Annotated in this window: 19 protein-coding genes and 1 riboswitch; of the genes, 11 read left to right on the top strand and 8 right to left on the bottom strand. The window is 59.6% G+C overall.

Going from position 1 to position 19,728, the window contains the following annotated elements:
* Positions 1-35: 35 nt before the first annotated feature.
* Positions 36-114: riboswitch (SAM riboswitch) on the top strand.
* From metX to DFR37_RS09785, 3 genes are all read left to right on the top strand, one after another.
* Positions 104-1,366: a homoserine O-succinyltransferase MetX gene (gene metX / locus DFR37_RS09795; protein WP_113933064.1), complete on the top strand. Its 1,263-nt coding sequence runs from the start codon at positions 104-106 to the stop codon at positions 1,364-1,366. Its footprint overlaps the riboswitch before it by 11 nt.
* Positions 1,363-2,001, top strand: a complete 639-nt coding sequence (gene metW / locus DFR37_RS09790) for a methionine biosynthesis protein MetW (protein ID WP_113933063.1) — start codon at positions 1,363-1,365, stop codon at positions 1,999-2,001. The genes metX and metW overlap by 4 nt, the downstream gene beginning before the upstream one ends.
* A 2-nt stretch (positions 2,002-2,003) precedes the next feature.
* Positions 2,004-3,299, top strand: coding sequence for a muropeptide transporter (locus DFR37_RS09785; RefSeq protein WP_113933205.1), 1,296 nt, complete (start codon positions 2,004-2,006; stop codon positions 3,297-3,299).
* Between the two features lie 32 nt (positions 3,300-3,331).
* Here DFR37_RS09785 and DFR37_RS09780 read toward each other — a convergent pair whose 3' ends face one another.
* Positions 3,332-3,661 carry a DMT family transporter gene (locus DFR37_RS09780; RefSeq protein ID WP_113933062.1) on the bottom strand — a complete coding sequence of 110 codons (330 nt, stop codon included), beginning with the start codon at positions 3,659-3,661 and terminating at the stop codon, positions 3,332-3,334.
* Between the two features lie 17 nt (positions 3,662-3,678).
* Complete coding sequence (locus DFR37_RS09775) at positions 3,679-4,461, bottom strand: exodeoxyribonuclease III (protein WP_113933061.1); 783 nt, start codon at positions 4,459-4,461, stop codon at positions 3,679-3,681.
* A 165-nt stretch (positions 4,462-4,626) separates the two neighbouring features.
* Between DFR37_RS09775 and DFR37_RS09770 the strand changes: the two genes are divergently transcribed.
* From DFR37_RS09770 to DFR37_RS09760, 3 genes are all read left to right on the top strand, one after another.
* Positions 4,627-5,298 (top strand): PadR family transcriptional regulator, encoded by a 672-nt coding sequence (locus DFR37_RS09770; protein WP_180148060.1) that lies wholly within the window; start codon positions 4,627-4,629, stop codon positions 5,296-5,298.
* Positions 5,299-5,307: 9 nt separating this feature from the next.
* A complete protein-coding gene (locus tag DFR37_RS09765) occupies positions 5,308-6,135 on the top strand; it encodes a siderophore-interacting protein (protein WP_113933059.1) in 828 nt (275 codons plus the stop codon).
* A gap of 300 nt (positions 6,136-6,435) precedes the next feature.
* Positions 6,436-8,520 (top strand): putative bifunctional diguanylate cyclase/phosphodiesterase, encoded by a 2,085-nt coding sequence (locus DFR37_RS09760; RefSeq protein ID WP_113933058.1) that lies wholly within the window; start codon positions 6,436-6,438, stop codon positions 8,518-8,520.
* Here DFR37_RS09760 and DFR37_RS09755 read toward each other — a convergent pair.
* Positions 8,510-10,153, bottom strand: coding sequence for a diguanylate cyclase domain-containing protein (locus tag DFR37_RS09755; protein ID WP_113933057.1), 1,644 nt, complete (start codon positions 10,151-10,153; stop codon positions 8,510-8,512). The genes DFR37_RS09760 and DFR37_RS09755 overlap by 11 nt on opposite strands.
* A gap of 210 nt (positions 10,154-10,363) precedes the next feature.
* Between DFR37_RS09755 and DFR37_RS09750 the strand changes: the two genes are divergently transcribed.
* A complete protein-coding gene (locus DFR37_RS09750) occupies positions 10,364-11,041 on the top strand; it encodes a transglutaminase-like domain-containing protein (RefSeq protein WP_113933056.1) in 678 nt (225 codons plus the stop codon).
* Between the two features lie 19 nt (positions 11,042-11,060).
* Here DFR37_RS09750 and DFR37_RS09745 read toward each other — a convergent pair whose 3' ends face one another.
* Positions 11,061-11,858: a DODA-type extradiol aromatic ring-opening family dioxygenase gene (locus tag DFR37_RS09745; protein ID WP_113933055.1), complete on the bottom strand. Its 798-nt coding sequence runs from the start codon at positions 11,856-11,858 to the stop codon at positions 11,061-11,063.
* A gap of 33 nt (positions 11,859-11,891) precedes the next feature.
* Positions 11,892-12,299 carry a DoxX family protein gene (locus tag DFR37_RS09740; protein WP_113933054.1) on the bottom strand — a complete coding sequence of 136 codons (408 nt, stop codon included), beginning with the start codon at positions 12,297-12,299 and terminating at the stop codon, positions 11,892-11,894.
* Between the two features lie 142 nt (positions 12,300-12,441).
* On the opposite strand from DFR37_RS09740, the gene pyrE reads away from it, so the two are divergent.
* Positions 12,442-13,125, top strand: a complete 684-nt coding sequence (gene pyrE, locus DFR37_RS09735; RefSeq protein ID WP_113933053.1) for an orotate phosphoribosyltransferase — start codon at positions 12,442-12,444, stop codon at positions 13,123-13,125.
* A 484-nt stretch (positions 13,126-13,609) separates the two neighbouring features.
* On the opposite strand, the gene gatB is transcribed toward pyrE, so the two are convergent.
* From gatB to gatC, 3 genes are read right to left on the bottom strand one after another with little or no spacing between them, the layout of a single operon-like run.
* A complete protein-coding gene (gene gatB, locus DFR37_RS09730) occupies positions 13,610-15,079 on the bottom strand; it encodes an Asp-tRNA(Asn)/Glu-tRNA(Gln) amidotransferase subunit GatB (RefSeq protein ID WP_113933052.1) in 1,470 nt (489 codons plus the stop codon).
* Positions 15,079-16,611, bottom strand: a complete 1,533-nt coding sequence (gatA, locus tag DFR37_RS09725; RefSeq protein WP_113933051.1) for an Asp-tRNA(Asn)/Glu-tRNA(Gln) amidotransferase subunit GatA — start codon at positions 16,609-16,611, stop codon at positions 15,079-15,081. The genes gatB and gatA overlap by 1 nt, the downstream gene beginning before the upstream one ends.
* Positions 16,612-16,615: 4 nt before the next feature.
* Positions 16,616-16,927: an Asp-tRNA(Asn)/Glu-tRNA(Gln) amidotransferase subunit GatC gene (gatC, locus tag DFR37_RS09720; RefSeq protein WP_113933050.1), complete on the bottom strand. Its 312-nt coding sequence runs from the start codon at positions 16,925-16,927 to the stop codon at positions 16,616-16,618.
* Between the two features lie 242 nt (positions 16,928-17,169).
* On the opposite strand from gatC, the gene DFR37_RS09715 reads away from it, so the two are divergent.
* The 3 genes from DFR37_RS09715 to mreD all read left to right on the top strand — a co-directional run bounded on the left by DFR37_RS09715 (position 17,170) and on the right by mreD (position 19,724).
* Entirely contained in the window at positions 17,170-18,213 is a 1,044-nt protein-coding gene (locus DFR37_RS09715) for a rod shape-determining protein (protein WP_113933049.1), read from the top strand.
* Between the two features lie 61 nt (positions 18,214-18,274).
* Entirely contained in the window at positions 18,275-19,168 is an 894-nt protein-coding gene (gene mreC, locus DFR37_RS09710) for a rod shape-determining protein MreC (protein ID WP_113933048.1), read from the top strand.
* Positions 19,143-19,724, top strand: coding sequence for a rod shape-determining protein MreD (mreD, locus tag DFR37_RS09705; protein WP_113933047.1), 582 nt, complete (start codon positions 19,143-19,145; stop codon positions 19,722-19,724). The genes mreC and mreD overlap by 26 nt, the downstream gene beginning before the upstream one ends.
* Positions 19,725-19,728: the final 4 nt, after the last annotated feature.

The following is a 19,728-nucleotide window of genomic DNA, read 5'->3' as shown; positions in this document are numbered from 1 at the left end:
TCCTATAGCGCGGCGGGAAGGTGATAAAATGCCTTGAATTCCTAAGCGCCGATTTGCTTGATCTGCTTGCGGGCGCCTCATAAATCCAGCTAAAGAGGTCCTTATGGCCCAATTACAATCAGTCAGTCCTTCCGTGTCCTTGCAGGCCGCCTCCACGCCGCCCCTTACCAGCCAGAATATTGAAGTCCCCGCCGGCTCGGTTGGTGTCGTTTCCCCGCAGTTCATTACATTCGACGAGCCCTTGTCCCTGGCCAGCGGCCAAGTTCTGCCCGGCTACGAAATAGCGGTTGAAACCTACGGTACCCTTAACGCCGACTGCAGCAACGCGGTGCTGGTGTGCCACGCCCTGAATGCGTCGCATCATGTGGCCGGCATTTCGGCTTCGAACCCCAAGGATATCGGCTGGTGGGACAACATGGTGGGCCCGGGCAAGGCGGTCGACACCGAGCGTTTCTTTGTGATCGGGGTCAACAATATCGGCTCTTGCTTCGGCTCGACCGGGCCCGCCAGCATCAACCCCGCTACGGGCAAGCCCTGGGGCGCTGCGTTTCCCATGCTTACGGTAAAAGATTGGGTCGAGGCGCAGGTGCGCCTGGCCGATCATTTCGGCATACAAAGGTTTGCGGCCGTGATGGGCGGCTCGTTGGGCGGCATGCAGGCGCTGGGCTGGGCCATTACCTGCCCTGAACGCGTCGCGCATTGCATAGTCATAGCCAGCACCCCGCGCCTGACCGCGCAAAACATTGCGTTCAACGAGGTGGCGCGGCGTTCGATCATTTCCGATCCCGATTTCCATGGCGGCGACTACTACGCATACGACACCGTGCCCAAGCGCGGCTTGTCGGTGGCGCGCATGCTGGGCCATATCACCTATTTGTCCGATGACGATATGGACGAAAAATTCGGCCGCAATTTGCGCGCGCCGGCCGAGAATGGCGGATACCATTACGGCTACGATGTGGAATTCGAAGTCGAATCTTATTTGCGCTATCAGGGCGAAAAATTTTCAAGCTATTTCGACGCCAATACATATTTGCTGATTACGCGCGCGCTCGACTATTTCGACCCCTCGCAGCATTGCAATGGCGACCTGGCCCAGGCGCTAAGCGTGACGCAGGCCGACTTTCTTTTGGTCTCGTTCAGTACCGATTGGCGTTTTCCGCCGGCGCGTTCGCGCGAAATCGTCCGGGCGCTGCTCAAGAATCAACGGCCGGTCACCTATGCCGAAATCGACGCGCGCCACGGCCACGATGCTTTCCTGCAGGACGACGCCAGGTACCACGCCGTGGTGCAGGGCTATTACGATCAAATCGCCGCCAAGCTCGGGCTGGGCGAGCGGCAAACCACCGCTGGAGTCCTGGCATGAGCCAAGCTACCGATACGGGCTCGCGGGACGGCATTCGCCAGGACCTGGTGCGCATAGCAAGCTGGATCGAACCTAATACCCGTGTGCTCGACCTGGGTTGCGGCGACGGCACCTTGCTGGCTTACCTGCGCGACAAAAAAAATGTGGACGGCGCCGGCGTCGAGCTGGACGACCAGCGCGTGATCGCCTCGGTGCGACGCGGCGTGCGTGTCATTCAGCAAAACCTGGAAGAAGGCCTTGCCCTGTTCGACGGCATGCAGTTCGATTCGGTCGTGCTGTCGCAAACGCTGCAGTCCATGCACCATACCGAACACATCCTGCGCGAAATGGCCAGGGTCGCGCGTTTTGGCATTGTGTCGTTTCCCAACTTCGGGTTCTGGCCGCACGGCTGGTCGATCCTGCGCGGCCGCATGCCGGTAACAGGCGCAATGCCGTATCAATGGTATAACACGCCCAATATTCACTTATGCACGCTGAAAGATTTCCAGGACCTGGCCGAATCGCTCGACTTGCGAATTACGCACAGGGCGGCGTTTCATAACGACCGCGAAATCAAAAGCCTGCAGGGTTGGCGCAGCACCCTGGCCGTATACCGGTTCGAGTCGCCCAACTGGGCCCAACACAACAAGGGGTAGTCATCGTTTCGAAGACCAATGTTTATGCCAGCCCGCGTGTTTTTCCCTTGTTGGCCTTGGGTTTCGCCAGCGGCCTCCCGCTGGCCCTTACCACCGGAACCCTACAGGCCTGGGCCACGGTTTCCAATGTTTCGCTGCAAAGCATAGGCTTCCTGACCCTGGTGGGCACGGCGTACACGCTTAAGTTCCTCTGGGCGCCGCTGGTCGACCGTTACGCACCGCCTTTGCTTGGGCGGCGCCGAGGCTGGGTTTTCCTGTGCCAGATATTGCTGGCAATATCGATCAGCGCCATGGGTTTTTTTTCGCCTTCCACCGAGTTGGCGTGGTTGGCCTTGCTGGCGGTGATCGTGGCTTTCCTGTCCGCAACCCAGGACATTGCCTTCGACGCCTACAGCACCGACGTGCTGCATGACAGCGAAAGGGCGGCGGGCGCGGCGCTCAAGGTCATGGGTTATCGGGTTGCCATGATTGTGTCGGGCGGGCTGGCACTGGTCTTGGCCGGAACCTGGCTGGACTGGCGCTATACCTATGTGCTGATGGGCGTGCTGATGCTGCTTTGCACGCTGGCCACCATGCTGGCGCCCGAGCCCGAAGTCGTTGCCAAGGCGCCGCGTACGCTGGCCCTGGCGGTCATCGAGCCTTTGTCGGAGTTCTTTAGTCGGCGCGGTGCGGTGATGATTTTGCTGCTGATCGTGCTGTACAAGCTGGGCGACGCCTTTGCCGGTGCATTATCCACAACATTCTTGCTGCGCGGCGTCGGCTTCAGCCCTGAAGAGGTCGGCACCGTCAACAAGATATTCGGCTTGATCGCCACCATCGTGGGCGCCTTGGCCGGCGGCTCCCTCATGGCGCGTATGGGCTTGTATCGCTCGCTGATGGTGTTCGGTATTTTGCAGGCCGTCTCCAATCTTGGGTATTGGATCCTGGCGGTTACGCCGCAGCATATCTGGTCGATGGGGCTGGTCGTGGCTTTGGAAAACATTTGCGGCGGGCTGGGCACGGCGGCATTTGTGGCCTTGCTGATGGCGCTGTGCAAGCAAGAGTTTTCGGCCACGCAATTTGCCCTGTTGTCGGCCTTGTCGGCCGTGGGCCGCACGTATCTGGCCGGGCCGTTTACGCCGCCCCTGGTTGAAAGCATGGGCTGGCCGTCGTTTTTCGTGATTACCGTTTTTATCGGCATGCCTGGGCTGTTGCTGTTGTGGTGGAAGCGGCATGAAATACGCGCGCTGGATCGGGATGAGCTTGCGCCCGATGCCAATGAGTCGCAGGACGAACCCCAGACAGCGGCATCGAGCTGACCAAGGTTCCTTGCCTTGCCAGCGCGTGGCGGTTAATGTCCGACCGTTTTCGAGAACACCTGAATGACCACCACGCCCAGCACGATAAGCGCCATGCCCAGGATGGCCGCTGTGTCCAGGTGTTGTTTGAAGAACAGGGCGCCGATGACCGAGATAAGCACAATCCCTACGCCGGACCACACCGCATAGGCCACGCCCACCGGAATCGAGCGCAAAGTCAGCGACAGAAAATAAAAGGCGGCCGCATAGCCCACCACGACCACGGCCGAAGGAGCCAGGCGGGTAAAGCCTAAAGACGCCTTAAGGGCCGATGTGGCGACAACCTCGGCACAGATGGCAATTGCCAGATAGATCCAGTTCATCTCAGCACGTCCTGCCTTTACAGTGTCATTTCATAGTCGATCGTCAAGGGCGCGTGGTCGCTGAACCAGGCCTCCTTATAGATGGAGGCCGCCGTGGCCGACGCTGCGATTTCTTTGGTGGCGATCTGGTAGTCGATGCGCCATCCGACGTTGTTTGCGCGAGCCTGGCCGCGGTTGCTCCACCAGGTGTAGGCCTCGCCGGTGGAGTCTGGGTGTAGTTGCCTGTACACATCGGCCCAACCCAGCTCGTCGAAAACTTTGGTGAGCCAGGCGCGTTCTTCGGGCAGGAAGCCGCTGTTTTTCTGGTTGCCTTTCCAGTTCTTCAGGTCTATTTCTTTGTGCGCGATATTCCAGTCGCCGCACAGAATGACTTGCCGGCCGCATTGGACCAGTTGGGCCAGGTGCTTGAAAAAATGCTCCATGAACACGTATTTGGCCGCCTGGCGGTGGTCGCCGCTGGAGCCCGATGGCAGGTAGACCGAGATGATGGACAGCTTGTCGTATACCAATTCCAGGTAGCGGCCTTCGGCATCGATTTCCGGCACGCCCAGTCCTTCGATAACCTGAAGAGGCTGATGGCGGGCATAAATGCCTACGCCGCTATAGCCCTTTTTCTCGGCATAGTGGAAGTAGCCCTGGTAGCCCGCCGGATTGAGCATGGCCTCGGTCATATTGTCGGCCTGTGCCTTGAGCTCTTGCAGGCACACGAAGTCGGCGTTTTGTTTAGGCATCCATTCCAGGAAACCCTTGTTGACGGCGGAGCGGATGCCGTTGAGATTGGCGGAAATTACCTTGAGCATGCTTGTCCTTATTCGAAAAAAGCGGCTCTCGCGGGCGCGAGCCTAAGTTGCCATAGTGTAATGGCTATGCCGGCGGCTTCGGTCATTCTTGATCTCTTTTCATTTCTTTGAAATTATCGTAAGATATATCGTAAGATATATTGGTTAATGCAGGAGGCAGCGATCATGCAAAATCATTTTGGCGGGCGTGGCGTACCGGAATGGAATCCTTTATTGCCGCGGCGGGCAGCGGCGGGGCGTGGCCGCCGGCCCGGCGCAGGCGCTCCGCTGGGCGACTGGGACGGGATGGGCGGCGATGGCGCAAGAATGACGCGCGGCCGCAAATTCGGCGCCGACGAGCTGCAATTAATGCTCCTGGCGTTGTTGCACGAACGTCCCGGCCACGGCTATGAATTTATCAAAGAGCTGGAGGCCCGTTCCAATGGCTTTTACAGTCCCAGCCCCGGCATGGTGTACCCGGCCCTTACCTATCTTGAAGAGCTGGGCTACGCTACGGTCGAGGTACACGGCAATCGCAAGCTCTATCATCTGGCGGAACCGGGCCGTCTTTACCTGGAAGCCAATCGGGACCGCGCGGATCTTCTGTTTGCCAGCCTCAAGCATGCGGCACGCAAGATCGCATGGATGAAGCAGGCCTGGAATAATGATACGGACCCGGGAACCATAGGTGTCGGCGGCTGGCTGCCCGAATTTGTGGAAGCACGGCGCGCAATGAAGACCGCCTTGTTGCGGCGCACCGATGCCACGCCCGACGAACAACGCCGGATCGCCGCAATCCTGAAGCGCGCGACATCCGAAATACTGAACGAGGGCGCCACGCCTTCGACGCAAGCCTAGGAGGGCTGCATGACTATATTGAAAACCGCCCCGGCACTGACCCCCACCAAAGTTCGCCATCCGCTGAAGGCGCGCCTATTGAAGGTATTGCGTACCGCCCGGATCACCCCCAGCCTTGTACGGGTCACCCTGACCGGAGACGATTTGGACGATTTCGTGTCCGACTCTTTCGACGACCACATCAAGATCTATTTGCCGCCCGTACCGGGCGAAAAGCCGTTGATGCCCCAGATCGGGCCCCAGGGCTCGGTGTTTCCGGAAGGACAAGAGCGGCCCATAATGCGTGACTACACGCCGCGCCGCTACGACCCGTCGACGCGCGAGCTGGATATTGAATTTGTCCTGCACGGACATGGCGTGGCCGCGGCATGGGCGGCGCAGGCTACCGCGGGCCAGTACCTGGGCATCGGCGGGCCGCGCGGCTCGTTCGTCATTCCGCAAGACTACGACTGGCATCTGCTGATTGGCGACGAAACCGCCATCCCCGCCATAGGCCGAAGGCTTGCCGAACTGCCCAAGGGCAAGCGTGTTCTGGCTGTCATCGAGACCGAACTGCCCCGCGCCCAGCTCAAGTTTGAAACCCAGGCCGACCTGGACATTCAGTGGGTGCGTTGCTCGGTCGATCAGGCCGACGGCACCAGCGCGCTGGAACGCGTGGTAAGCCGGCTTCAGTTGCCCGATGGCGAGGGCTTTGTATGGGCGGCCGGCGAATACTCGGCGATCCAGGGCATACGCCGATATCTGGTCGACGAGCGCGGCATCGATAAGTCGCATATTCGCGCCGCCAGCTACTGGCGGCGGGGCGCCGCCGCCTCGCACGAGGTGTTCGACGGATAAATGCCTCCTAAGCCGCAAGAGCGGCTTCGATGCTGTCTGTAGCGGGTCCGGCCGGGCGGCCTGCAGTTCTTGCGGGCCGCGCCAATTGCCGGTATTGCCCCATTTGGCGGCAATACAACATATTGCTTGCATAAAAAGGTTCCACAGGGATATTGCCTGTGGAATTGAGCAGGCGAATTGTATATATATGCTATAAATTACATTAATTTTATTTAATATGTAACTTATTGTTCCGATCGTTTGTGATAAGCAGTTGAAAGCATTCAGGACAGCTCGATTTGAGGTTAGGGGGCGTGGGTAATGCTTGTTAGCAGTTATAACAGTCTGCTTGTTCTATTTTCTTTGCTGGTTGCGATTCTGGCATCGTATACCGCATTGGACATGGCCGGGCGTGTCGCCACCGTACAGGGCCGCACATGCTATTGGTGGCTGGCCGGCGGCGCATGCGCCATGGGCGTCGGCATTTGGTCCATGCATTTCATAGGCATGCTGGCTTTCAGCTTGCCGATTCCTCTGGGCTACGATCCTGCACTTACTGTGCTGTCATTGACGGTGGCCATTGTGTCGTCGGCGTATGCCTTGTGGCTGGTAAGCCAGAAGACGCTGCCTTGGCGGCGCTTGGGCGCCGGCGCGCTGCTGCTGGGTACCGGTATTTCCGCTATGCACTATATGGGCATGGCTGCCATGCAGATGGTGCCCGGTATTCAGTACGACCCCATGTTATTCGGGCTGTCCGTCGTCATTGCAATAGCCGCCGGCGGAGCCGCGCTATGGATTGCGTTTCGTTTGCGTCGCCATACTCATTGGGTGCGCCCTTTGCGCGCGGGTGCGGCCGTTGTCATGGGGTGCAGCATCGTCGGCATGCACTATACCGGGATGGCGGCGGCGCAATTTCCCGTGGGCAGCGTTTGCGGCGCGGCCTACGCTGGGATTAGCGCCGGGTGGCTGGCCTTGGTCATTATCATTGTGACGCTGACGATATTGACCATGGCGTTGATTGTTTCTGTGCTCGACTTGCGCATGGAGCAGCGTACATCCTTGCTGACCAGCTCTTTGGCCGAGGCCAATCAAGAGCTTACTTATCTTGCGTTGCACGATAACCTGACCAAATTGCCCAATCGCATTTTGCTGGAAGACAGGCTGGCGCAGGCCATTCAGGCGGCGGACGGCGGCAAGGGCGGCTTTGCCTTGATGTTCATGGACCTGGATGGATTCAAGACGGTGAACGATGCGTTCGGCCATCACATCGGCGACTTGCTGCTGGTCGAGGTGGCGCGGCGCCTGGAGGTGGCCGCTACGCCCAACGCCACATTGGCGCGCGTGGGCGGAGACGAGTTCGTCATGCTTATGAATATTGCCGAGCCGGCCGATGCCGCTACTGTGGCCGAGAGCACGCTTGCCGCTGTACGCGAACCCTTCGATGTCAAAGGGCACGAGCTGCGCCTGTCCACCAGCATCGGTATTGCCACATACCCGGGCGATGGCGCCAATCAGCACGAACTCTTGACCAATGCCGACGCGGCCATGTATCACAGCAAGGCTTTGGGCCGCAATGTGTACTGTTTTTTCGAGATGTCGATGAACTCCAATGTGCACGAGCAACTGCAGCTTGTGCACGACCTGAGCATGGCGCTGGAGCGCAACGAACTGATATTGCAGTACCAGCCCAAGTTCGTCGCGCCCAGCGGACCCGTGGTCGGCGTAGAAGCGCTTTTGCGCTGGCAGCACCCAGTGCGAGGCCTTATTCCGCCCGATGCATTCATTCCTCTTGCGGAAAAAACCGGCCTGATCGTGCCTATTGGCGACTGGGTGCTGGACACGGCCTGCGGGCAACTTAAACAATGGCACGACGCCGGTCGCGAGACCTGGGGCATGGCGGTCAACCTGTCGGCATTGCAGTTTACGCATGAACGCCTGGTGCACACTGTGCAAGAAACTTTGGCCCGCCACGACTTGGCGCCGCAAAAACTAACGCTGGAGATCACCGAGTCGACTGCAATGCGAAACGTGGAGGAAAGCCTGCGTATCTTGCAGCAGCTCAATAACATGGGCGTGCGAATTTCGATCGACGATTTCGGTACGGGTTATTCAAGCCTGCTGTATTTGAAAAGGCTGCCGGCCAACGAGCTGAAGATCGACCGCGGTTTTGTTTGCGAGCTGGCGCAAGACAGCGAAGATGCGGCAATTGTTTCGGCAATCGTGGCATTGGGAAAGACGCTGGACTTGAGCATTGTTGCCGAAGGGGTGGAGACGGCCGCGCAGCAAGAGTTTTTGACGAGCCTGGGTTGCGGTTCGTTGCAGGGCTTTTTATTGGGCCGTCCGGTATTTGCCGAACAGCTGATAGAGGCCCTTGCCGAACGTGACGCATCAAGCCTTATGGTATGACGGGCGTGCGCTGAGCCGCCTCTTCAAAGAACTGAAACTGGTTTTTCCCTTGCCGCTTGGCGGTGTACATGGCTATGTCAGCCTGGGAAAGCAACTGGGAGCTGCTTGTTGCCGCGTCATTGTGCAGCACGATGCCGATCGATACGCTTAGCGTGAAGAGATTGCCGTCGATTTCGAACGGCTGTTGAATGGCTCGCAGATACTCTTGCGCGGCCTGGGCTGCTTCGCGGCGGGCATCGGTCAGTTGGGTCAACAGAATAACGAATTCGTCGCCGCCCAGCCGCGTGACGGTATCGGTGGGCTTGCGCCCCTGCTGAAAGCGCGCCGCCAGCTTGACGAGCACGGCGTCGCCTGTTTTATGGCCATGGGCGTCGTTGATTCTTTTGAATCCATCCAGGTCGCAAAACAGCAGTGCAAAAGGTATGCGTGAGGACTGGGCGCTGTCTACGGCTTGCTGCAGCCGGTGCTCGAGCATGTTGCGGTTGCTCAGCCCGGTAAGCGAGTCATGGTGCGCCAGGAAGGACAGGCGCACTTCGGTGTCTTTAAGCGCCCCTTCTTTTTCGCGCAAGCGCTGCACCAAGTAATTGAATCCCAGCACCAGGCTGCCTATCTCGTCGTTGCGCTGAACTGGTAAAGGCAGCAGCTCTTGCTTGCCGTCGGCGATGGCCCGCATGGCCTGGGCGGTGTTGGTCAAGGGCCGCAGCAGGCGCGGGACCACGAAAAACACCAACACCACAATAGTGGCCAAAGCCAATAATGTGCCTTTGAGGGCAACGTTGATCAGGCCGTAGACGGGTTGAAACGCTTCGGACACAGGCATGCGGGCAACCACGAACCAATCGGTTTTCGGGACGCTGGCAATGGCCGACAGCTCTTCGACGCCGTCTATGTTGACAGTGATGCCGGTGCCGCGATAGCCGCTCATGGCTTTATCGTGCAGTTTGTTCAGGCCAGGCGGGGGCGTGGGTGCAAGGATTTTTGCCGGGTTGCTGGCGCCTACGAAGAGCTCGTCGCTGCTGGAGATCAGCAGCAAGTCGCCGGTTCGGCCGATAGGGTTGTCTTGCATGCCCTGCAACAGGCCGGATGCCCCCAGGGAAAACATTCCAGCCAGGACGGCCATGACGTTTTGGTCTGCGTCATGCACGGCGCTGGCGATAAGCATTACCGGAGAGCCATGGACCGGCTCGCGCTGAGGCCTGCCCAGCACCGGATTGTTTGAGTGGATGGCATCCTGAAACCACGGCTCGGTGGTGATGGGCGGCGCGACGCTTGTTTGCGGTTCGGGGGCGCTGTCCTGGATGATCTTGCCATCCAGGTCGATCACGAGGATTCTACTTGCGAATTGCGGACTTGCATTGCGCCGCTCGGTCATCCATGCGCTGAACCGGTCTTGCTGCAGAACGGAGGGCAATTCCTCGGCCAGGCGCCCGATAAGCGAGCGGCGCAGTTCGATGCGCTGCCCGATATCCCGGGCCACATACGAGGCAAGCACCATTTGCTGGTTGGCGACGAGATCGTGGACCTGCTGCTTTGTATATGGGACTGCAATGCCAAACCGGAACGTAATGCCCATAATCAGTAAAAAGAGGCTTACGGCAATGAAGCGGAATTTCAATGTTTGGCAGTTCATCATCGGCAGCGACGCAGGCTCTTACAGCAATGGTTTTATCTGAATTTTTTGGAATGGCCGGTAAAAGAAAGCGCATTTCTTATGCATGATGAGAATGTGAATAGACTGTATCAGATGTGGCTGCTTTGAGAAACGTTTTGTTGCCTGATGTTGGATAAATATCTATCTAGTATTATGGTTGGACAATAAACAACGGCATTTCAGGAGCTGCGCATGTCCGACCCAACCTTGAGCCCTACGGTGCTGATCGACAGCGATCACCCCGCAGTTATTGCGTTCGCACAAAAGTACGCGGTTGGCGCGACGGACCGCGAGCGTGCGGTGGCGCTTTATTATGCTGTGCGCGATGAGTTCCGCTACGACCCTTATCACATCGATTTTTCCGTTCATGGCATGACAGCCAGTACCGTCATTGCCAAAAAGTACGGCTGGTGCGTGCCTAAAGCCGCGCTGTTGGCGGCCGCCTGCCGGGTGGCCGGCATTCCCGCAAAAGTGGGCTATGCCGATGTGCGCAATCACATGAGTACCGAACGCATGCGCCAAATGATGAATACCGATGTATACATGTGGCATGGCTACACGGATATCCTGCTGGAGGGCGTGTGGCGCAAGGCCACGCCGGCGTTCAATATCGAACTATGCGAGCGTTTTGGCTTGTTGCCGCTTGAGTTCGACGGGCTTGCCGATTCCATCTACCATCCTTACGACAAGGCAGGCAACCGGCACATGGAGTACGTGCGCCAGCGCGGCAGTTTCAACGATGTGCCGCTGGAAGCCATGGTCGCCGATTTCAAAAAATACTATCCGTTCTGGGTGGACCAGTCGTCGGCCATACATGCCGCCGACTTCATGAAGGACGTGGAAACGGAAAATCCCGCGGCAGGCGCATAGCGCCTGTTCCGATAGCCGTTCAGCCGAAGCGGAAGCTCGATGCCGTGATGTTGGCGAATGTGCTGGTGTCGTGGTAGATGCAGGTGGCGGGGTCGTCTTCGGCTGCGCCAGCGGCAACCATCAGTGGAATAAGGTGGTCTTCGCGAGGGTGGGCGCGCCGAGCGGAAGGCGCGGCTTCCCAGTTTTCAAGTTGTTCCAGGCGCTGGTCGACAGGGCCTTGTACGACGGCCTGCTGCAGCCAGGCGTCGAATTGCGCCGAGGGCTCGGCGCCGACGCTGCGGATTTCCCGCAGGTTGTGATAGCTAAGCCCGCTGCCGACAATCAGGATGTCTTCGTTGCGCAAGGGCGACAGGGCGCGCCCCAGTTCTATATGCAGCTTGGGATTGAAATGGGTTTCGATGGAAAGCTGTACAAGCGGGACGTCGGCCTGGGGGTACATAAGGCACATGGGCACAAAAGCGCCGTGGTCGAATCCGCGGGCGGGGTCCATGGCGTGGGGCAGGCCTGCGGTTTCAAGTAGTTGCGCGGTGCGTTGAACCAATGCCGCGGAGCCCGGCGCAGGGTATTGGATTTGGTAGGTGTGCTCGGGAAAGCCGTAGTAGTCGTACAGCATGGGAGGCTTGGGGTTGGACATAAGCAGGAACCCGCCGTCGGCTTCCCAGTGGGCCGAAACCATGAGTATGGCGGCGGGTTTGCGGCCGATCTGGCGCGGAATGTCTTGCAGGGAGCGGGTTAGCGAGGCGTAGCTTTGCTGGGCCTCGGGCATGTAGGGCCAGGGCCCGCCGCCATGGGAAATAAAATAGACGGGCATTTTCATGGCGGCTCCTTGGCGCGAACGAATCTGGCGCGGCTACGCCTGTTTTTTTCGCAAGTTATCCAGGCTGCATACGCCGGGGCCCGCAAAAACAATATAAAACATGACGAAGCAAAGCAGGAACGGGGTTTCGCCGCGATTCAACATGGGCAGGAAGAAGATACCGGTCGCGGCGACGTGGCCTATGAAATAGGCGGCAGCGGCGAAGCCCGAGCCGATGAACGCGGCTGGACGGGTAAATAGGCCGACAATAAGCAGTGCGCCGACGACAAGTTCGATGATGCCGGCGACGCCAAGCAGCGAAAATAGCTGCAGGTTGTCGAACATGGCCACGTGGGGAACATGAAAGAGCTTGGCCAAGCCATGCCAGATAAGTAGATAGCCGGTGGCGATACGAAGTAAGGCAAGTACGCGGGGAGTCCAGGTTGTGCAAGCGTTGTTCATGTCTCGTCCTTGTGTAAGTGGCAAGTGGCACGGCTGGTGGCAAATTGCCTGGTTATTATATGGCTGGTTTGGCCGCCGATGGCGGCCAAGGCCCATTATGTCCGATAATATTGCTTTTCACCCCGATTCACTGAGTATATCTATGGCCGCATCCACTACTACCCGCACCGATTTCGTTCGTTTCGCACTCGAGCAAGGCGTTTTGCGTTTTGGTCAATTCAAGGTGAAGTCGGGGCGCATCAGCCCGTATTTTTTTAATGCGGGTTTGTTCAATAAGGGGGTGTCGGTAGGGCGGTTGGCCAAGTTCTATGCGCAGGCGCTGGTCGATTCGGGTATCGAGTTCGATATGCTGTTCGGGCCGGCGTACAAGGGGATTCCTTTGGCGACGGCAACTGCTGTGGCGCTGGCGGACGAGAAGGCGATGGACGGGCGCGACATTCCGTTTGCGTTCAATCGCAAAGAAGCCAAGGACCATGGCGAAGGCGGGGTGCTGGTTGGCGCGCCGCTGGAAGGACGGGTGGTGATTATCGACGACGTGATTACTGCGGGGACTTCGGTGCGCGAGTCGGTGGAGATTATTCGCCATTCGAAGGCGAAGCCGGCCGCGGTGCTGATAGCGCTGGACCGTATGGAACGGGCGGGCGCGGACGATGCGCTGTCGGTTCATTCGGCGGTGCAGGATGTGGCTGTGACGTACGGGATTCCTGTAGTCAGTATTGCTTCGCTGGGCGATATTATGGCTTTGCTTGAGGACGATGAGCAGTTGGCGGAGCATCGGGATGCGGTGGCGGCTTATCGTGAGAAGTATGGGGTTTCTGAGGATTGATCCTCGTTCTTTAGACGGCAGTTAAGGATTTGTTGCGCTGGCTTCGGGTTCACTTTCGAGTTCTTAAACGGCTGTTTTGTTATGCGGCGGTTGTGGGTGGGTTCTTGAGCGGCCGGTCCGCCCTGCTGATTTTGCTCAGGTCGCTGCGGCCCCGTCTGCGCCGGGGCTGCCCGCGCCGACGCTTGTTTTTGGGCGTTCGCAGAACTCGCGCGAACGGCCAGCCCCCGGCTGCCCGTAAACGCCGCGCTCGAACAGCTGCTCACTTGCACCCCAAAAACAAGCGCCAGCGCGGCTTGCTCCAACTTCGCAAAATCAGCAGGGCGGACCGGCCTGGTGGTTGCGATGGCGATGGCGATGGCGATCGTGATCGTGATCGCGATGGGGCCGGCCTTCGGAAGCTTGCGGCGGGGCTTTTGGCTGCGTGTAAATCACCAAAAACAATGCCCCTCATCCGCACTTGGCGGATGAGGGGCATTGCCGCTTGTTATTGCTGGCCGGGCTCGCCTAGTTTTTCTTTCAGCAAGTCGTTGACTTGTTGGGGGTTGGCTTTGCCTTTGGCGGCTTTCATGACCTGGCCGACCAGGGAGTTGAAGGCTTTTTGTTTGCCGGCGTGGTATTCGGCCACGATGGCGGGGTTGGCGGCCAGGACGGTGTCTATCATGGCGGCGATGGCGCCGGTGTCGCTGATTTGCTTCAGGCCGCGGGCTTCGATGATGGCGTCGGGGTCGCCGCCGTTTTCGTTGGCCCACATGGCGGCGAAGACGTCGCGGGCGATTTTGTTGGAGATGGTGCCGTCGATGATGCGTTTGATCAGCGCTGCCAGGCGCTGGGGGGCGACGGGGCTTTGGGCGATGGGGGTTTCATCGCGGTTCAGGGCGGCGGAGAGTTCGCCCAGGACCCAGTTGGCGGCAAGCTTGGCCTGGTCTTGGGGCAGTTCTTGGGCGGTTTTTTCGAAGTAGGCCGAATAGGCGCGGTCCATGGTCAGTTGGGCGGCATCGTAGCCGGTCAGGCCCAATTCGGTTTCAAAGCGGGCGCGCTTGGTGGCGGGCAGTTCGGGCATGCCGGCTTTGACGCGTTCGATCCAGTCGGGCGCGATGAGCAGGGGGGGCAGGTCCGGGTCGGGAAAGTAGCGGTAGTCGTCGGCGTCTTCTTTGGTGCGCATGCTGCGCGTTTCGTCGCGGTCGGCATCGTACAGCCGCGTTTCTTGCACGACTTTGCCGCCGTCTTCGATCAGTTCGATCTGGCGCCGCACTTCGTACTGGATGGCGCGCTCGAGAAAGCGGAAGGAGTTCAGGTTTTTGACTTCGCAGCGGGTGCCGAATTCGGCCTGCCCCTTGGGGCGCACGGAAACGTTGGCGTCGCAGCGGAACGAGCCTTCTTGCATGTTGCCGTCGCAGATGCCCAGCCAGACGACGAGGCTGTGCAGGGTGCGGGCGTAGGCTACGGCTTCGGCGGCGGAGCGCATCTCTGGTTCGGAGACGATTTCCAGCAGCGGTGTTCCGGCGCGGTTCAGGTCGATGCCTGTGGACGATTCGCCGTGTGGTCCGGTGAAGTTTTCGTGCAGGGATTTGCCTGCGTCTTCTTCCAGGTGGGCACGCGTGAGGTTGACGGTTTTTTCTTGGTCGCCGACGAAGAAGCGAATTGAGCCGCCCTGGACTACGGGGACTTCGAATTGGCTGATCTGGTAGTTTTTAGGCAGGTCGGGATAAAAGTAGTTTTTGCGGGCGAAGATGGAGCGCGGCGAAATATGGCCGCCAACGGCCAGGCCCAGCTGGATGGCGCGCTCGACGGCGCCGCGGTTCAGGACGGGCAGGCTGCCGGGCAAAGCCAGGTCGACTTCGTTGGCCTGGGTGTTGGGCTGCGCGCCGAACTGTGTGCTGCTGTTTGAAAAGATCTTTGATTTGGTCGAGAGCTGGGTGTGCGTTTCCAGCCCGATCACGATTTCCCATTCCATTATTTTTGTTCCGGTGTACGTTGATGCCAATCGGTGGCTTGCTGGAAGCTGTCGGCGACGGCCAGCAATTGGCCTTCGCGAAAGTAGTTGCCGACGATTTGCAGCCCGATCGGCAGGGGGGAGGGGCCGGCGCTGAAGCCGCAGGGAATGGACATGGCGGGCAAGCCGGCCAGGCTGATGCCCAGCGTGTAGATGTCGGCCAGCCAGTCGGCGGTGGGGTCTTCGCGGTTGTCGCCTATGTGCTTGGCGACAGTCGGCGTGACAGGCCCCATGATGACGTCGCACTGCTGCGCGAAGGCCTGCTGGAAGTCGTTGGCTATCATGCGGCGCACGCGCTGGGCTTGCAGATAATAGGCATCGTAATAGCCGTGGCACAGCACGTAGGTGCCGACCAGGATGCGGCGTATGACTTCAGGGCCGAACCCTTCGGCGCGCGAACGGCTGGTCATGTCGGCCAGGTCGGAGTACGACGCGGCCCGGTGCCCATAGCGTACGCCGTCGTAGCGGGACAGGTTGCTGGAAGCTTCGGCCGGGGCAATGACGTAATACGCGGGAATCGACAGCTTGGTGCGCGGCAATGAAATGCCGACGCGCTTGGCGCCCAGGGATTCGTAGGTTTGCAAGGCGCTTTCGATCGCCTGGGCGACATTGTCGGCCAGGCCTTCGTTGAAGAACTCCTGGGGTACGCCGATGCGCAGGCCTTCCAGGGGCCGGGCGCCAGCCGCCTTGTATTGTTCGCGGGCCGCGTTGAATTCGGCGCGGATGCGGCCTGCCTTGTTGGCAGTGCCGTCGCAGGATTCCAGGCTGGTCGAATCGCGTTCATCGAAGCCGCTCATGGTATCGAGCAGTTCGACCAGGTCTTGGGCGTGGCGCGCAATGGGGCCCGCCTGGTCCAGGCTGGAACCAAAGGCCACCATGCCGTAGCGCGAGACGGTGCCGTACGTGGGCTTGATGCCGCTGACGCCGCAAAGGGCGGCGGGCTGGCGCACCGAGCCGCCGGTGTCGGTGCCGGTGGCGGCCATGACAAGGCCCGCGGCCACGGCGGCGGCCGAGCCGCCCGAAGAGCCGCCCGGCACCGCGTCGCGGTTCCAGGGGTTGCGGGCCGGGCCGAAGGCCGAGTTCTCGTTGCCCGAGCCCATGGCGAATTCGTCGCAGTTGAGCTTGCCCAGCGAAACCGCGCCCGCTTGCTGCAGCAGGCCGACTACGGTGGCGTCGAATGGGCTGGTGTAGTTCTGCAGCATTTTGCTGGCCGCGGTGGTGCGCCATCCGCGCGTAACGAAGACGTCTTTATGAGCGATGGGGATGCCGGCCAGTTCAGGGGCCTGGCCGGACGCCAGCAAAAGGTCGGCGGCTTTGGCCTGTTCGCGGCTTAATTGCGGGTCGACATGCAAGAAGGCGTTCAGGCCGGCGTGGGCCTCGATGGCTTGCAGGGCGCTGTCGGCGACCTCCAGGGCGCTGACCTTGCGTGCGCGCAGGGCGCCGCGCAGTGCGTCGATGCTGTTGAATTCGGTATGTATGGGCATGTTGGGCATGGCTTTATTCGATGACTGTCGGAACCAGGAACAAGCCTTGTTCGGTGCCGGCGGGGGAGTTGCCCATTAAAACCTGGCGCTGCTCCAGCGTATGGGTGGCGGCTGCTTCGTCGTCGCGCAGGCGCAGGGCGATTTCCTGGTGGGCCGAGAGCGGATGGGCCATGGGCTCGACACCGGTGGTGTCGACGGCCTGCAGTTGTTCAATAAGGCCCAGGATGCCATTGAGTTCGTCGCGGGCGCGGGCGCTGCCTTCGGGAGTAAGCGCGATGCAGGCAAGCTTCGCCACACGGGCGACATCAGTGTCGGTAATAGCCATGGATAATTAAGCCGTTAAAAAATTCTGGGTGAGGGCGGTCAATGTAGGCCTTGACTGCTTTTGAAATTCTAGGGTATACCCGTTACCAAAGTTAACGTGCCTATAAAAGGCGCGGGTTTGGGTAAATTATAAGTTATCATTTAAGGCTTAACCGTTAATTGCTACTCGTGTTCAAATTGCGCCCGAAAATAGCCATGCTAATTAACGGGCTTTTTATTATTCGATTTTACTGAGCACACTACATGTTCGGATTCCTCCGCAGCTACTTCTCCACCGACATGGCGATCGACCTTGGAACCGCCAACACTCTCATTTACGTTCGTGGCAAAGGCATTGTGCTCGACGAGCCTTCAGTCGTCGCCATCCGCCATGACGGCAGCCATAACGGTAAAAAGATTATTCAGGCGGTGGGGCGCGAGGCCAAGCAGATGCTGGGCCGGGTTCCGGGCAATATCGAAGCCATCCGTCCCATGAAAGACGGCGTCATCGCCGACTTTACAGTTACCGAGCAAATGCTCAAGCAGTTTATCCGCATGGTGCATCCGCGCAGCATGTTTGCCCCCAGCCCGCGTATTATCGTGTGCGTTCCCTGCGGTTCTACCCAGGTCGAGCGGCGCGCCATCCGCGAGTCGGCCCTGGGCGCCGGCGCAAGCCAGGTATTCCTTATTGAAGAACCCATGGCCGCGGCCATCGGGGCCGGCCTGGCGGTTTCCGATGCCAGCGGCTCGATGGTTGTCGATATCGGCGGCGGCACAACCGAAGTGGCCGTCATTTCGCTGGGTGGCATGGTATACAAAGGTTCGGTGCGGGTGGGCGGCGACAAGTTCGACGAAGCCATCATCAATTACATTCGCCGCAATTACGGCATGCTTATTGGCGAACCCACCGCCGAGCTCATCAAGAAAGAAATCGGCTCGGCATTCCCGGGCGCCGAAATCCGCGAAATCGAAGTCAAGGGCCGCAATCTGTCCGAAGGCGTGCCGCGCAGCTTTACGGTCTCGTCCAACGAAATCCTGGAATCGCTTACCGACCCGTTGAACCAGATCGTCTCCGCGGTCAAGACGGCGCTGGAGCAAACTCCTCCCGAATTGGGTGCCGACATTACCGACAAGGGCATTGCCCTGACCGGCGGCGGAGCGTTGTTGCGCGACCTGGATCGCCTGTTGCAGGAAGAAACCGGCCTGCCCGTGCTGGTTGCCGAAGATCCTCTTACTTGCGTAGTACGCGGTTGCGGCGAAGCGCTCGAGCACCTGGAACGGCTGGGCACAGTCTTCATCTATGATTAATTCAATATGCCTGGCGGCGCGTATGGCGCGCGGGCATATTTCAGGCAAGACGTAGTTTGCAATGCAAGGACAAGGCACGATCAGGCTGTTCAAACGGGGACCGACAGCCGAGTTTCGTCTGTTCGTCTTTGTTGTCCTGGCCCTGTTCCTGCTGGTTGTCGATTCCCGCTGGCGGGTCCTGGACCCGGCGCGGCAGGTTGTAGCGGTAGCCCTGTATCCTTTTCAGCGGCTGGTGCTGGCGCCCCGCGATGCCATCGAAAGCGTCAATGGGTGGCTGGACGCGGCCTCTTTGGCCCGCACCGAAAAAGAAGCGCTGCAGCAGCAGCGCATAGAGCTGGCCCAGATTGCCACGCACGCGGCCCAGCTGGCCGCCGAAAACCGCCTGCTGCGCCGCCTTCTCAGTGTCACTGAAACAGTGTCGCAATCTTCGGTGGCGGTCGAGGTTCTTTACGAACCCCCCAACGCTTTTTCCCATCATCTGGTCTTCAATAAAGGCACGAACAACGGCATCCAGCCTGGCATGCCGGTGATCGACGAAGGCGGCGTGGTGGGGCAGGTAATGCGCGTTACGCCCTTTACCTCCGAGGCAGCCTTGCTGACCGACGAGAAAATTTCCATTCCCGCCCAGGTATTGCGCAATGGCTTGCGTGTTATTGTGTTTGGCGGCAGTTCATCGGGCAAGGTCGAGGTGCGCTACCTGACCGGCGAGTCCGACATCGTGCCCGGCGACACACTCATCACCAGCGGTGTGGGCGGCTTGTTCCCGGCCGGGCTGCTTGTCGCCAAAGTCGACCAGATAGTGCGCGACGCGGCCAGCGGCTTTGCCGTGGCGATAGCTTCGCCCCTGTCCCATCCCGAACGTTATCGCCATTTTCTGGTGCTGCGGGTAGATACCGCCAATCCCGAATCGAATCAGGAGGCCCGGCAAGATGGTGCATCGTCCGATAAACAGTAAGCCTCTTGCCGCGGGCCATCGAAAGTCTTCGCTCAGCTCTCTTGAACCCATCGACTCGACGCCGTTTCGTCGGCCTTCCAGCGCCTTGTTCGTCTGGGGCTCGTTGCTGCTGATCTGGCTTTTTTCATTGCTGCCATGGCGGTTATGGCAGCCTACGCCCGACCTGTTGCTGCTGGCCCTGGCGTTCTGGTGCCTGAACGAGCCGCGCCGTGTCACCATGTTGACGGCATTTGTGTTCGGCTTGCTGATGGATGTGCACGATGCCGGGCTGCTGGGCGAGCATGCGCTGGTGTATACCTTGGTGGCCTACGGCGCAATTTCGCTTACACGACGCCTGCAGCACTTCAATGCGGTGGTGCAGGCCTTGCATATGCTGCCTATTGTGGTGCTGGCCGAAGGTCTGGGCAGCCTGGTCCATGCCTGGCTGGTTGGCGAGTGGGGCGGCTGGGGCTGGCTGTGGTCGGCTTTATTCACGGTAGCCTTGTGGCCGCTGGCCGATATCCTTCTGCATTTGCCGCAGCGGCGCCAGGAAGAGATCGACTCGGGCGCAGCCTGAGACC

The organism is Eoetvoesiella caeni (genome assembly GCF_003315175.1).
Classification (GTDB): Bacteria; Pseudomonadota; Gammaproteobacteria; order Burkholderiales; family Burkholderiaceae_B; genus Eoetvoesia; species Eoetvoesia caeni.
The sequence above is the reverse complement of the archived record's forward strand: the minus strand, read 5'-3'. Positions and strand labels throughout refer to the sequence as shown.